Below are 13,959 nucleotides of genomic sequence, written 5' to 3' on the forward strand. Positions count from 1 at the left end.
ACGAAATGGACACCACATGACCGCTCCTCATCTCGATGCCGCAGGCCGCTCCCCCGTCACTCTGGCAAAAAGCCCCAGCTGGTGGGATCCGGGAAGCGAATGCACGATCGTGGTGGCCGAGCCCGGTATGGAGCGCGAACTGTGGTCGGAATACGTCCGCGGCGCCGAACGGAACTATCGTAAGCATGGTGTTGAGCGGGCCCTCGATATGGAGGCACTGCACACCGGTACTGACACCGCGTTGTTCTGCGTCGGAATCAACGACGCGGGACGCGTCGTCGGCGGTCTACGCGCCAAGGGCCCTTACCAGAAGACCGAAGAATGCCATGCGGTCGTCGAATGGAGCGGACAGGCCGGGCTCGATGCGGTGCGCAAGATGGTGGCCGACCGGCTGCCCTTCGGTGTCGTCGAGATGAAGACCGCCTGGGTATGCGATGACCCGGATCAGAGTCGCGCGCTCACCGACACGCTGGCACGGATGCCGCTGCACTCCATGACACTGCTCAACACGCAGTTCGCGATGGCGACCGCGGCGGCCTATGTGCTCAAGCGCTGGCTGTCATCGGGCGGGGTGTTGGCCGCCAAGATTCCGGCAACGCCGTACCCGGATGAGCGCTACCAGACCAAGATGATGTGGTGGGACCGCCGAACTTTCGCCAATCATGCTGACCCCAAACAACTTTCGTCCTACTTTACCGAAGCCCAGCGGGTCGGGCCCCGGATGGACGACAACGACGACACCGACACTTCTACCGCGGCAGGGCAATGACCGACAACAACGATCTCACTGACATAGACGACAACGCGTCGCACAGTGCCGTCATCATCGGCACCGACAGCGCCGCCGGTGTCAGCACCCTGGAGAAGCTGCGTGCCGATCCACGGATCACCGTCATCGACAACTGCGGGCGGCAGCAGGACGCGCTCGCCGAGCTCGTGCCTGCGGTCGAGGCGGACATCCTCGATGAGCCGACACGATGGGCGTACTACCCGTGGCGGCGCTGCGTGGTGCACGTCGTCGGCCCGCGGGCATTTCACCGACTACGCCTGGACCGCAACCGCAACCTCATCAGCGCTGCCGAACAACAGCGTCTGGCGAAGCTGAAGGTCGGGGTCATCGGTCTCAGCGTGGGCCACGCCATCGCATACAACCTTGCCGCAGAAGGCCTTTGCGGGGAGTTGCGGCTCACCGACTTCGACGAGTTGGAGTTGCCCAACCTCAACAGGGTGCCTGGAACCGTGTTCGACCTCGGCGTCAACAAGGCCGTGGTGACTGCCCGCAGAATCGCCGAGATGGACCCGTATCTACCGGTTCGGGTCGACCTCGGCGGTGCTCGGCCGGAGACGATCGACGAGTTCGTCGCCGGCCTGGACGTCGTGGTCGAGGAATGCGATTCGCTCGACGCGAAAGTCCTTGTGCGTGAGGCGGCCCGGGCCCGGCACCTGCCGGTGCTGATGGCGACCGCCGACCGGGGCCTGCTCGACGTGGAGCGGTTCGACCTGGACCCGACGCGACCGATTCTGCACGGCCTGCTCGGCAACATCGAAACCGCACAGCTGGCGGGTCTGAGCAGCAAGGACAAGGTGCCGCACGTGCTGCGGATACTCGACGCGCCGCAGCTGTCGCCGCGTATGGCCGCGTCGCTGGTCGAGGTCGGCAAAACGTTGACGACCTGGCCGCAACTGGCCGCGGAGGTGATCCTCGGCGCCACCGTCGTGGCGGACGCCGTCCGGCGTATCGGGCTGGGCGAGCCGATGCGATCCGGCCGGGTGCGGGTGGACATCGCCGACACGCTCGACCGGATCGACGACCCGCTGACCACTCGGTCCGAGCAGCCGAAGCACGACGACGACCAGCTTGCGGATGAGCCGACCGACGTGGCCGGGATCATCGCGATGGCCGCCGCACGTGCCCCGTCGGGAGGCAACGTCCAACCGTGGCACATCGAGTCGAGCGATACCCGGCTCAGCCTGCGGTTGGCGATCAAGTACACCACCACGATGGACGTGGGCTATCGGGGCAGCGCAGTGGCATTGGGCGCGGCGGCGTTCAACGCCCGGGTCGCGGCGGCCGCACACGGGCTGGCGGGCCAGTTCGAGTGGTCGCGTGGTGACGAAGGCACGCCGCTCTACGGCACCATGCAGCTGGCCCCCGGCGCGGCTCCGGAGTTGGCGGCGCTGTATGAACCGATGCTGCAGCGCGAGACCAATCGGCTACGCGGAACCGCTGCGCCGATCGCGGCGGAGGTGCTCCAGACGCTGCGCTCGGCAGCCGTTCGGGAAGGCGCCAGGCTGACGGTTCTCGACAGCCGTGCCGATATCGAAACGGCGGCAGGTCTTCTCGCCGCAACCGACCGCATCCGCTATCTCACCCCCACGCTGCACCGGGAGATGATCTCCGAACTGCGTTGGCCCGGCGACCCGGCCCAGGACTCCGGTATCGACGTGACGACGCTCGGGCTCGATCCCGCCGACCTGGTGCTGCTCGACATCCTGCGCCGACCCGACGTCATGGCAAAGCTGTCGGACTGGGACGCCGGGGCGGCGCTCGGTGACGACACCTACGAGCGGGTGACGTCGAGTTCTGCCCTCGCGGTCGTTTCGGTGCCGGGACGCCGGCTGACCGACTACGCGCAAGCGGGCTCGGCCGTGGAGTCGGTGTGGGTAGCCGCGCAGCAGAACGGGCTTGCCGTCCAACCGGTGTCGCCGGTGTTCCTGTATGCCCACGACGATCGTGACCTCGAAGAGTTGTCCGCAGCCCACGCCGGGACGCTGCGTGATCTGCAGTACTCTTTCCGCAGGTTGACCACGACCGAGCGCGACGAATCGCAGGCGTTGGTGCTCAGGTTGTCCTTCGCACCACGCCCCTCCGTACGCAGTCGGCGCCGGGCCCATCTGCCGGGTCAGACGCCGCAGTACGGCTGAGGAAGACCGGAGGTAGTTGGGTGCCAGGCAGCCTGGACTTTCTTGTCACGTCGGTCGCCACGCAGCTGATGGCGGTCGACGCGGCAACCTCGGTGCCGGTCAGTCAGCAGGTACTGGCCGAACTGGTGTCCTTCTTCGACGTCGACGTGAGCTTTCTGCGCCACAACGACCATCGCGCACACGCGACACGGTTGGTCGCCGAGTGGCCGCCGCGTCCCCTGGACTCGCCGACCGATCCCATCGCCGTCATCCACTTCGCCGACGCCGACCCGGTGTTCGCGATGGCCGAGCATCTCAAGGAGCCGGCGGTGTTCCGGCCCGAGCCGGCCACCGACGACTACCAGCGCACCATCGAGGCGGGGCGGCACATCCCGAGCACGTCGATGGCGTGTGTGCCGTTGCTGTCGGGCGACGTCACCACCGGCGTGCTGGGCTTCGTCAAGTTCGGCGACCGCGAGTGGCAGCCCGCCGAACTCAACGCGCTGAAGGCGATCGCCTCGCTGTTCGCGCAAGTGCAGGCCCGTATCGAGGCCGAAGAACGGCTGCGCTACCTCGCCGACCACGACCATCTCACGGGGCTGCACAACCGGCGCGCGCTGATGGCGCATCTGGAGGCCCGGTTGGCCCCGGGACAGCCGGGCCCGGTGTCGGTGTTGTTCTTCGACCTCGACCGGTTGAAGGCGATCAACGACTACCTGGGCCACACCGCCGGCGATGCGTTCATCAGCATCCTGGCCCAGCGACTCCAGCGCGGCGACGACCAGCCCAAACTCATCGCGCGGCTCGGCGGCGACGAGTTCGTCGTCGTTCCCGCGGCTCCGATGTCGGCCGAGGCGGCGACCGCGCTCGCCTACCGGCTGCAGTCGGTGCTGCGCGAACGGGTGACCGTCGACGGGGAGATGCTCACCCGCACGGTCAGTATCGGTCTGGCCGAAGGCATCCCGGGCCGGGACTCGACGTCGGATGTGCTCAACCGCGCCGACCACGCGGTTCTGACCGCCAAGAGCTCGGGCGGCAACAAGGTCACCGTGTTCTCCGACGCGATGGCGATGGAGATCGATTTCCGCAACGACATCGAGCTTCATCTGCAGAGCGTGATCGAGGGCGGCGCGCTGCTGCTGCACTACCTGCCCGAGATCGACATGCGCACCGGCGAGGTGCTGGCCGCCGAAGCGCTGGTCCGCTGGCAGCATCCGACCCGAGGCTTGCTGGCGCCGGATTCGTTCATCGGCGTGGCGGAATCGATCAACCTGGCGGGCGAGTTGGGCCGCTGGGTGTTGCGGACGGCGTGCGCCGAGTTTTCCCGCTGGCGCGCCAACGGCGTGGGCCGCAACATCGTGTTGCGGATCAACGTGTCGCCGGTTCAGCTGGTGACCGACGGGTTCGTCGAGTCGGTGGCGAGCATCATGAGCGAGTTCGGTCTGCCCCGTGGGTCAGTGTGCCTGGAGATCACCGAAAGCGTTGTGGTCCAGGACATCGAGACGACCCGCACGACCCTCACCGGCTTGCACAACGTCGGGGTGCAAGTCGCCATCGACGATTTCGGGACCGGGTACAGCGTGCTGTCGTTGTTGAAGTCGCTTCCGGTCGACACCCTCAAGATCGACCGCAGCTTCGTGGCCGAACTCGGCTCCAACCCCGGTGACCTGCCGATCGTGCGGGCCGTGATCGCCCTGGCCGGAGCCTTCGGGCTACAGCTGGTGGCCGAAGGTGTGGAAACCGAACGAGCCGCGCTCACGCTGTTGCGGCACGGGTGTTATCGCGCGCAGGGTTTCCTGCTGTCCAAGCCGATTCTGGGCAGCGAAATGCAGACGCTGCTAGCCAAGGGGCGGGTACCCGTGCACTTCTCGGCCGCCCCGCGTATGTGAACGTCCTGCGTCGTGCAGTCCATCGTGTAGACGGGTGACCCGGCAGTAGCCCGACCGTTGTGGTTTGGCGGCGTCGGTGGCGAGCAGTTCGACTCGGCCGAATCTGCTCGCGCTGTCGCCCACGAGCGCGATGTGCAGCGAGTGCCCGTGCTCGGCAAGCTTGTGGGCGCGGCCGGCGATGTGCCGGCTGGGCATGGCGATCGCCAAGCCATGGTGGGCCCGCAGCGCTAGTGGACCGTCGGCGGTCGTGAGCACCGCCCCCACGATCTCGCCTTCCTCGAACACGATGCGCTCCAGCGAGGTGCCGTCGGATATCTGAATACCGCGCTGGCGGGTCTGATCCAGCAGCCACTCGTTGAGTGCCGATGACGCGCTGATCCCGCGGTCGGGTTCGATCGCACCGATGACTTTGACGTCGATCTCGGCGCCGGTCGGAGTCCTCATCGGAGTGGTTCCGCGGTCCAGAATCCGGGTGTAGAGCACACCGTAGGGTGACAGCAGACACCGCGACGCCCAGTCCCTGAGGCGGGCACCGTAGAACGGTGCGACGGGGACGCTGAGCTCAGCTGGTTTCAGGTCATCCATGACCCGGATCGTCACATCGGCGTCGGGTGCGGCGGTCGCTCGCGGACCCAAGTCTTCGGTGAGGCCGTCGAAATATTCGCGGGTTTCAGGATCGTCGATCCCCTCACCCAGCCACGCGCCCGGCGTCGTGTTCAGAGCCGGCTGACCGGGCCTCGCCACAAACACGTCGAGGTCGGCGTCGGTCGCCGCGATCGCAGTGGCCAGGCCACCGAAGCCCGTGCCACAGCAAATTACGTCGACTTCGTCGTCCCACATCATCTATCGACGTCCCGAGCCATCGCGAGTGAGCGCGGTGCCGGCGGTCAGCCCTGGCATGCGTCTCCGACGGGACACCGAAACAGCGCTGTTGACCAGCGGACGTTGGGTGGCTGACGCATTGTCCGGCACCCGTGTCGGGGCAGCCGGATATGGAATCGGAAACCGTGGGATTGAGGTTGCCACGGCCCGCACCGGGATTCGAGGGGGATTGCCGGTGCAGGCCATGGCAACGCACACAGGATAACTCTGCGCGATCGCCGACGGCGATGTTGCACGGTACGACGCAGTGCCGGCAGCGGGGGCGCGATCCAACGCTGCTCGGCTCAGCCACGGCGAACCAAGAGTTATCACGCTACGCACCTTACATACCTTTAGAATGTTATGCACGCCCCGCGGAGACTTTGAGTATTTCACGACCACGGCGAGGCCAATGAGGACACGACCGCTGGCGTGTCTGCGTCAGGAAGACCAGATGAAAGAATTGCCGTACCCCGCACCCGGCGGGATCCGCATTTTCGCCCGACATTGCAGTCGCAAAGATTTCGAGGTTGGTTGGTGACCGAGCAGCTCGACCGCCGAGCACACCTCACCCGGCTTCAGATCCTTCAAGCCGCGGCCGGCCAGTTCGCCCGCAAGCCATACAGCCTGGTCAGCCTCGACGACATCTTGGCCGACGCCGCGGTGACCAAAGGCGCGCTCTACTTCCACTTCCGGTCCAAGCATGCGTTGGCATCGTCGATCGTCGACCACCGCGCCGAGCAGTCGCGCATCGCCGTCGACGAGGTATTGGCGCGCAACCTGTCCGGACTGGAGACGCTCATCGACATCACGTGCCTGGTCGCCGCCGAAGACATCGGTGACACCATGGCGCGGGCAGGCCTGAATCTCGTCGAGTCCATCGGCCGCACCGACGGGCTGGGACCGCGCGTCCTGGACGCCTGGATACACGGCTTCACCGACATCGCGCGACGGGCCGTCGACGAAGGTGACATCGTCGACGACAGCGATCCCCGGACGGTTGCGAGACTGCTGGTGTCGATGTATCTCGGCACCCGTCAGACCAGCGACCTCGACGATCCGCAGCGTTTTCTCACCGACCTCGAACAGAACTGGAACCTGGTCCTACCCGGCTTCGCCAATCCCGACCGACTCGGCTACCTCAGCCAGTTCATCCGGCGGCGCACCGCGTTGACGATACGCAAGGCTTCGCCGTTCGGCCGCGACGAACCCGATCTCGACACGACCGCCCGCACCGGGTCAGGCTGACCGGACCGTCCGAAGACATCGACATGCCACGCCAAGCCCGTTCCGGGGTAACCAGACGCAAGATCATCACCGCCGCCGTCGACGTGTTCAGCGAGATGGGTTACCCGGCAACGGGATTGGGTGAGATCATCGAGCGAGCCGAGATGACGAAGGGTGCCCTCTACTACCACTTCGACTCCAAGGAATCGTTGGCGGAGGCCATCATCGACGAGAGCGGGGCCACCATGCTGGCCGCCCTTCGCTCCATCACCGAATCGGCGTCGCCCGCACTCGAGAACATCATCCACGGGATGTTCGTGGTGTGCGATTTCAGCCGCACCGACAAGGTGGCGGAGATCGGTATCCAGTTGCTGCGCACGTTCACCGGGATCAACGAGGTCGCCAAACGTATCTACACGAGCTGGCTGGACGAATTGACCGAGCAGATGGGCAAGGCGGCCGCGGAAGGCGACCTTCGGACGGATCTGGACGTCCAGGCCGTCGCCGACGTCATCCTGGGTTCGGTCCTCGGCGCTGAAGCGCTGTCTCGCGCCGGCGTGACAGACCTCGATCTGCGGCAGCGGGTCGCGCGCACTTGGGAGTTGTTGCTGCCGTCGATCGTCAGCGAGGAATCGCTCGGCTACTTCCGCGAGTTTCTGGCGCGTGAGTCCCTTCGGCGGTCCCCACCGGCCCCCGATTAGGACACGACGTCACAGCTCGTCCACCCACAACCGCTCGGTGAGGTCCTGGAACGTCGCGAGCGCTACGGGATCGTCGCCACGCAACAATGCCGACTTACTCATTCTGGCGCGCACGATCGAGCCATCCCGATGAACCAACTCGACGATCAGATCGGCATGTGCACGCACGACCGATACCGCCGACTCGTCCGCGGGTAGCGAATGGAAGATGTCAGCAAATTTCATGGCGTTGACCGCATCGGCGCTGTGCCCGACCATCTCGGCAAAAGCGCTGTTGGCGAAGAGGATAGCTCCGTCCGCCGCGATTGCGAGGACCGGTACTGGAAACCGCTCCAAAACGACGAGCGCAGGCATTTGCCGCAGAAGTGCCATCGGTGAGTCTGTGCCCTGACCGTTCTGTCGCCGCTCCACGCCTCCGATTATTGCCGCTCAGCTGCGCTGGTTACCAGCCGTGGCCAGCGACTTCGGTTCGCCGGGGCAACAGTGTCCACGCTCGGCCAGGGTGGTGCACGCCACATGGGTAACTAGGTTTACTCTGTGGGGACATCGGCAGACAGGGGCAGGCATGGACCTGAAGTGGTCGAAATCCGACCAGGAGTTCCGCGACGAAGTGCGCGACTTTCTCGCGCAGAAGCTGACTCCCGAACTACGGCGCGCCGGTCGGTTGATGACGAGCGTCTATGCCGACCACGACGCCAGCATGGCCTGGCAGGCGATCCTGCATGAGCGGGGCTGGGCCGCGCCGGCCTGGCCGGTCGAGCACGGCGGCTGCGACTGGAGCCTGACCCAGCACTACATCTTCAGCAGAGAATCGACGCTGGCCGGCGCACCATCGTTGTCCCCCATGGGTATTCGGATGGTGGCCCACGCGATCATCGCGTTCGGCACCGACGCGCAGAAGGAATACTTCCTCCCCCGCATCCTGACCGGTGAGGTGTTCTTCTGCCAAGGCTATTCCGAACCCGAGGCCGGCTCGGATCTGGCCGCGCTGTCCATGTCCGCAATCTCCGACGGCGATGACCTCGTCTGCACCGGCAGCAAGATCTGGACCACGCACGCGCGCGAGGCGAACTGGATGTTCGCCCTGGTCCGCACCTCCCGCACGGGCAAGAAGCAGCAGGGCATCACGTTCGTGCTGATCGACATGTCCGCACCGGGGATCGAGATCCGGCCGCTCGTCATGACGTCCGGCGAGGAAGTCCAGAACCAGGTCTTCTTCGACGAGGTACGAGTGCCGAAATCCAATGTGATCGGCACGATCGACGATGGTTGGACGGTTGCGAAGTATCTACTCGAGTTCGAGCGAGGCGGCGGCGCGTCCGCACCGGCGCTGCAGGTGCTCGCGGAGGAAATCGCAGGGGCGGCCGCAGATCAGCCGGGTCCGAGTGGCGGCAGGCTGATCGACGATCCGGCGTTCAGCCGCAAGCTCGCCGACGCCCGGATCCGCACCGACGTGTTGGAGATCCTCGAGTACCAAGTGCTCGCGGCAGTGGCCGAAGGACGCAACCCGGGCACCGCGTCGTCCATGCTCAAGGTTCTGGCCACCGAACTGAGCCAGACGCTGACCGAGCTGTCGATGGAGGCCGCAGGCCCACGTGGCCGCGCCTATCAACCGCATGCGACGTGCCCGGGCGGCCCGATCGCCGAGTACCAGCCCCCGGCGGACGGATACGTCAGCGGCGAGCCATGGCAGGCCGTGGCACCGCTGCGGTACTTCAACGACCGGGCCGGCTCGATCTACGCCGGCAGCAATGAGATTCAGCGAAACATCCTCGCCAAAGCGGCACTCGGACTCTGACAGGAACCAGTGATGGACTTCAACCTGACCAAGGAACAGGAACTGCTGCGCGACGGGCTCAGCAAGTTCCTGTCCAGCCGCTATGACATGCAATCGAGCCGATCCGCGGCCAAGTTGGGCGCCGGCTGGCAACCGGAGATCTGGCGCGGATTCGCCGACGAGCTCGGCATCCTCGGCGCGCCCCTGCCCGAGGAAGCAGGCGGGATCGGCGGCGGACCGGTCGAGGCGATGGTCATCGCCGAGACGCTGGGACACGCGCTGGTCGTCGAACCGTTCGTGGACACCGTGGTGGTCGCGGGTGGCCTGCTGCACCGGGCGGGCACCGAAGGCGCCCAGACACTCCTGGAGGACCTGGTCGCCGGGGCAGCCGTCGTCGCACTCGCGGCTACCGAGCCGGCGTCCGGGGACAACTGGCGCGATGTCGCCACGACCGCTCGGCGCGATGGTGACGACTGGGTGCTCAACGGCACGAAGATCATGGCCGTGAGCGCCCCGCTCGCGACCCACCTGCTGGTCACGGCGCGTACCTCGGGGGAACGCGGCGACGCCGACGGGATCTCGCTGTTCCTCGTGGATTTGGGCGCGGCGGCCAGCGGTTTCACGGCACACCACTACCGCACCGTGGACGACCGCAGGGCGTCGGATCTGACCTTCGACGGCCTCCGGTTGCCGGGCGACGCGCTGTTGGGCGAAGAAGGCCGGGCCTGGCCCTCGCTGGACCTGGCCCGCGACGAAGGTGCGGCGGCGGTGTGCGCGGAGGCCGTCGGCGGGATGCGCAAGGTCCTCGCCGACACCGTCGAGTACTGCAAGCAGCGCCAGCAGTTCGGCCAGCCGATCGGCCGTTTCCAGGCGCTGCAGCACCGCATGGTGGACATGCACATGGAGGTCGAACAAGCCGCCGCCGCCGTCTATCTGGCGGTATTGAACCTGGACGCCGAACCCGCCGCGCGAGCCAAAGCGGTGTCGGCCGCCAAGGCGACGGTGGGCCGGGCCGCCCGCTTCGTCGGCCAGAACGCGGTGCAACTGCACGGCGGGATGGGCATGACCGAGGAACTCGCGATCGGTCACTATTTCAAGCGGCTCACGGCGATGCAGTACGAGTTCGGCTCGACCGACTACCACGTCACTCGATACGCGGAGCTCACGCGGCCCCGTAGTCGATAACGAGGGCGGGCGGTGAGCCCTGTCGTACCCCAGCCGTAGGGTGGAACGGTGAGCTTTCGCGGCTGGTTGCTGTTCGGCGCGATGAGCATCATCTGGGGCATTCCGTACCTGCTGATCAAAATCGCGGTCGAAGGGGTTTCGGTACCGGTTCTGGTCCTGGCCCGCACCGCGGTCGGCGCGGCCGTGCTGCTGCCATTGGCGATGTCGCGCGCGGCCTGGGCTCCGGTTCTGCGGCATTGGAAACCGGTGTTGGCTTTCGCGTTCTTCGAGATCATCGCCGCCTGGCTGTTGTTGACCGACGCCGAACGGCATCTGAGCAGTTCGATGACGGGCTTGCTCATCGCTGCCGCGCCGATCATCGCCGCGGTGCTCGACCGCGTGACCGGCGGCGAACGGCTGGGCGCCAAGCGGATCGTCGGCCTCGGTGTCGGGCTGTCCGGCGTTGCGGTGCTCGCCGGGCCCGGCCTGGCCGGTGGGCACGCCTGGCCGATCGCCGAGGTTCTGCTGGTGGCGACGTGCTACGCGATCGCGCCGCTCGTGGCGGCCCGCTATCTGGGTGACGTTCCGACGCTTCCCTTGACCGCGGCGTGCCTGACGGTCGCCGCGCTCATCTACGCGACCCCGGCCGCCTTGACGTGGCCCGACGAAATGCCGTCCGAACGCGTGCTTTTCGCGCTCGCCGCGCTCGCGGTCATCTGCACGGCGCTGGCTTTCATCGTGTTCTTCGCGCTCATCCGCGAGGTCGGCGCCGCGCGGGCGCTGGTCTTCACCTATGTCAACCCCGCGGTGGCACTGGCCGCAGGGGTCATCGTGCTCGGTGAGCCGTTGACCGCATGGAACGTCGCCGGCCTCGCGCTCATCCTCACCGGATCGGTACTCGCCACCCGCAAGCCACGCGAACCGGAGCCCGAGCTCACCGAACCTAGCCGGGCCGGCCCGCGGTGAGCAGTTCGTCGATCGTGACGAACTTGATGCGCGGACGGGCCTCTTGCTCGCCACGAGAGCGTTCGGCGGCGTCGATGGCGCGCCAACCGGACCAGCCCACCGCCTCGCACCCGCGGCGGGTCAGCAGCGCGGTCAACGATTCGCCGTCGTTGATCTCCCGCGCGAGCACGCCGGCGTCGAAGTCCGCCCACAACTGCGCGACGGTCTGTTCGGCGCACAGCCGATTGGTGCCGATGACACCGCGGGGGCCGCGTTTGATCCACCCCGTGACGTAGGTTCCCGCAGCACCGTCGATGACCCGGCCCGCATCGTTGGGCACCGTCCCGGTGCGCTCGTCGTAGGGCAGCCCGTCGATCGGCTGCCCGCGGTACCCGATCGAACGCAGGATGAGCGACGTCTCGATCAACTCTGTGCCGTACCGGTCGCTTCGCACCTCCAGTCCTTCTGCGCGATGTTCGCCAACGACGGCAACCGGTGACGTGCCGAACCGGAACACGATGCGCTTGTTACCCGCAACGTGTTCGCGGTGTGCGTGCTCGCGGGCGACCCTCAGCTTGAACGAGGTTTCGACATCGTCGTCCTCGTCGGTGTCCGGCAGGTCGGCGGGATCTATCACGACGTCGATGCCGTCGAGGTGCCCGAGGGCCGCGAACTCGCCGACCGAGAACGCCGCATTCCGGATACCGCGCCGGGCGATCACGACAACCTCGTCGATTGCACTGTCGGCCAACGCTTCCAGCGTATGTTCGGCGATGTCCGTCGCCGCAAGCGCATCGCGACTCATCAACAGCACGCGGGCGACGTCGAGGGCGACATTGCCGTTGCCCACGATGACCGCACGCTCGGTGGACAAGTCGAATGTGTGCCCGGCGTGGTCGGGGTGACCGTTGTACCAGCCGACGAAATCCGCGGCCGGGTGATTGCCCGCCAGCTCCTCACCCGGGATGCCGAGCCGGCGACTGTCTGCGGCGCCGACGGCGTAGATGACGGCGTGGTGGTGCGCCAACAGTTCGTCGTGGCTGACGTCTCTGCCGATCTCGACATTGAAGTGACATGTGAACCGGGGGTTGGTGAACATCCGATCGAAGATGCCGACGACTGACTTGGTTTGTTGATGGTCCGGCGCCACCCCGGCGCGGATCAAACCGAACGGTGTCGGCAGGCGCTCGAAGAGATTGATCTCCACGCCGTCGACTTCGATGAGTTCGGCGGCCGCGTAGCAGGCCGCCGGGCCAGAACCGACGATCGCCACCCGCAGCGCGCCCGCCGCGATGCCCGGTCGGGACGCGCGCGCCGGCGTCGTGTCGGGCTGAAGAGGGTGCCGCTCGAAGTATTCGGCGTTGAGGTCTTTGAAGCGCCGCAGCTCGTCGGGCAGGTCTTCCTCGTAGTGGATCGCGCCGACGGGGCACTCTTCGAAGCAGGCCCCGCAGTCGATGCACGACTCGGGGTCGATGTAGAGCATCTCGCTGCCGCTGAACTCGCCGGATCCGTCGGCCGGACGGATGCAGTCCACCGGGCACACCGGTACGCAGCTGGCGTCTTTGCAGCAGTTCTGGGTGATCACATAAGCCACGCGGCCCCCTCTCAACGATCGGCAAGCTTACTGGACACCTGTCCGGTTTGCACATGCAGAATTGGAACTCCTGATTCCCAGTCGCGGATCCATGAGGCCCGGCAACCTACGCTTGCACCGAAAAGTAGTGATTGACCGCGACTTTGATCAAGGCATTGCCATGCGCCCAGATGCGCCATACCCTGGACACATGTCCAGTTCAGCGGTGACCACTGTCACTCGTCTGCGCGACGCGCATGCCCAACGCACGCACACCTACCAGCGGGTCTTCGGTGCGGCCGCACAACTGCTCGACACGCAAAGCGACGTCTCGGTACCGGCGCTGGCCGCACGCGCCAAGATGGCACCGGCAACCCTGTGCGCCCACTTCCCGACGGTCGAGGTGGTGTTCGCCGAGCTCTACCTGCACCGGCTCTCGGTGTTGCCGCTCGTCATAGATCCCGCCGCAAACCACGCCACCCGAGTCAGCGAGCAGCTCTCGGCGATCACGCTGCTGTTGGCCGACGAGCCCCGCCTGGCGCGTGCGTGCACCGAGGCCCTCGTTCGCAGCGACGATGACGCTGTCGCCGACGTCCGGTCACGGATCGTGGCCGAGGTGCGGCGACGCATCTCGACCGCACTCGGCGCGGGCGCATGGCCCGAGGTGCTCGCGACGCTGGAGTCGGTGTTCTGGGGCGCGTTGCTGCAGGCCCAAACCGGAGCGATGAGCTATCGGCAGATGGCCCGCCAACTCGAGACCATGGTCGCGTTGATCGTGCCCGAGGCTTAGCAGCCGCCCACGCCCGCCATTGTCACGCTGGCGTGGCATTGGCGCGCCTGCGCCACGCTGGCGTGACAATCGAGCGCCTGCGCCACGCTGGCGTGACAATCGCGCGTCAACCACGCTGGCGTGACAAT

At 66.5% G+C, this 13,959-nt stretch carries 12 protein-coding genes; 9 read left to right on the forward strand and 3 right to left on the reverse strand.

Going from position 1 to position 13,959, the window contains the following annotated elements; translation table 11 throughout:
* The first annotated feature begins 16 nt into the window (after positions 1–16).
* Genes ACOI2T_RS24820 through ACOI2T_RS24830 form a run of 3 tightly spaced genes read left to right on the forward strand, consistent with a single transcriptional unit; the run spans position 17 to position 4,793 of the window.
* Complete coding sequence (locus ACOI2T_RS24820) at positions 17–769, forward strand: hypothetical protein (protein ID WP_067857596.1); 753 nt, start codon at positions 17–19, stop codon at positions 767–769.
* On the forward strand, positions 766–2,925 hold the full coding sequence (locus tag ACOI2T_RS24825) for an Rv1355c family protein (protein ID WP_409505852.1): 2,160 nt from the start codon (positions 766–768) through the stop codon (positions 2,923–2,925). The genes ACOI2T_RS24820 and ACOI2T_RS24825 overlap by 4 nt, the downstream gene beginning before the upstream one ends.
* A gap of 20 nt (positions 2,926–2,945) precedes the next feature.
* Complete coding sequence (locus ACOI2T_RS24830) at positions 2,946–4,793, forward strand: bifunctional diguanylate cyclase/phosphodiesterase (RefSeq protein ID WP_110775106.1); 1,848 nt, start codon at positions 2,946–2,948, stop codon at positions 4,791–4,793.
* On the opposite strand, the gene ACOI2T_RS24835 is transcribed toward ACOI2T_RS24830, so the two are convergent.
* Positions 4,743–5,636: an FAD-binding protein gene (locus ACOI2T_RS24835; protein WP_409505853.1), complete on the reverse strand. Its 894-nt coding sequence runs from the start codon at positions 5,634–5,636 to the stop codon at positions 4,743–4,745. The two genes, ACOI2T_RS24830 and ACOI2T_RS24835, sit on opposite strands and share 51 nt — an antisense overlap.
* Positions 5,637–6,191: 555 nt before the next feature.
* Between ACOI2T_RS24835 and ACOI2T_RS24840 the strand changes: the two genes are divergently transcribed.
* Together ACOI2T_RS24840 and ACOI2T_RS24845 are read left to right on the forward strand one after the other, a co-directional pair.
* On the forward strand, positions 6,192–6,902 hold the full coding sequence (locus tag ACOI2T_RS24840; RefSeq protein ID WP_409505854.1) for a TetR family transcriptional regulator: 711 nt from the start codon (positions 6,192–6,194) through the stop codon (positions 6,900–6,902).
* Positions 6,903–6,925: 23 nt separating this feature from the next.
* Positions 6,926–7,582 (forward strand): ScbR family autoregulator-binding transcription factor, encoded by a 657-nt coding sequence (locus tag ACOI2T_RS24845; protein ID WP_409505855.1) that lies wholly within the window; start codon positions 6,926–6,928, stop codon positions 7,580–7,582.
* A 9-nt stretch (positions 7,583–7,591) separates the two neighbouring features.
* On the opposite strand, the gene ACOI2T_RS24850 is transcribed toward ACOI2T_RS24845, so the two are convergent.
* The gene (locus ACOI2T_RS24850) at positions 7,592–7,954 is read right to left on the reverse strand and encodes a PAS domain S-box protein (RefSeq protein WP_409505856.1); all 363 of its coding nucleotides are present in this window, start codon (positions 7,952–7,954) and stop codon (positions 7,592–7,594) included.
* Between the two features lie 193 nt (positions 7,955–8,147).
* Between ACOI2T_RS24850 and ACOI2T_RS24855 the strand changes: the two genes are divergently transcribed.
* Genes ACOI2T_RS24855 through ACOI2T_RS24865 form a run of 3 tightly spaced genes read left to right on the forward strand, consistent with a single transcriptional unit; the run spans position 8,148 to position 11,489 of the window.
* On the forward strand, positions 8,148–9,380 hold the full coding sequence (locus ACOI2T_RS24855) for an acyl-CoA dehydrogenase family protein (protein WP_409505857.1): 1,233 nt from the start codon (positions 8,148–8,150) through the stop codon (positions 9,378–9,380).
* A gap of 12 nt (positions 9,381–9,392) precedes the next feature.
* Positions 9,393–10,544: an acyl-CoA dehydrogenase family protein gene (locus tag ACOI2T_RS24860; RefSeq protein ID WP_409505858.1), complete on the forward strand. Its 1,152-nt coding sequence runs from the start codon at positions 9,393–9,395 to the stop codon at positions 10,542–10,544.
* 48 nt (positions 10,545–10,592) lie between these two features.
* Complete coding sequence (locus ACOI2T_RS24865) at positions 10,593–11,489, forward strand: DMT family transporter (protein ID WP_409505859.1); 897 nt, start codon at positions 10,593–10,595, stop codon at positions 11,487–11,489.
* Here the strand turns inward: ACOI2T_RS24865 and ACOI2T_RS24870 are convergent.
* Positions 11,467–13,062: an FAD-dependent oxidoreductase gene (locus ACOI2T_RS24870; RefSeq protein ID WP_409505860.1), complete on the reverse strand. Its 1,596-nt coding sequence runs from the start codon at positions 13,060–13,062 to the stop codon at positions 11,467–11,469. The genes ACOI2T_RS24865 and ACOI2T_RS24870 overlap by 23 nt on opposite strands.
* A gap of 190 nt (positions 13,063–13,252) precedes the next feature.
* Here ACOI2T_RS24870 and ACOI2T_RS24875 point away from each other — a divergent pair, with 190 nt between their 5' ends.
* The gene (locus tag ACOI2T_RS24875; RefSeq protein WP_165765976.1) at positions 13,253–13,831 is read left to right on the forward strand and encodes a TetR family transcriptional regulator; all 579 of its coding nucleotides are present in this window, start codon (positions 13,253–13,255) and stop codon (positions 13,829–13,831) included.
* The last annotated feature ends 128 nt before the right edge of the window (positions 13,832–13,959 follow it).

The sequence above is a fragment of the Mycolicibacterium wolinskyi str. Jessa 2025 genome (assembly GCF_049241375.1).
Lineage (GTDB): Bacteria > Actinomycetota > Actinomycetes > Mycobacteriales > Mycobacteriaceae > Mycobacterium > Mycobacterium wolinskyi.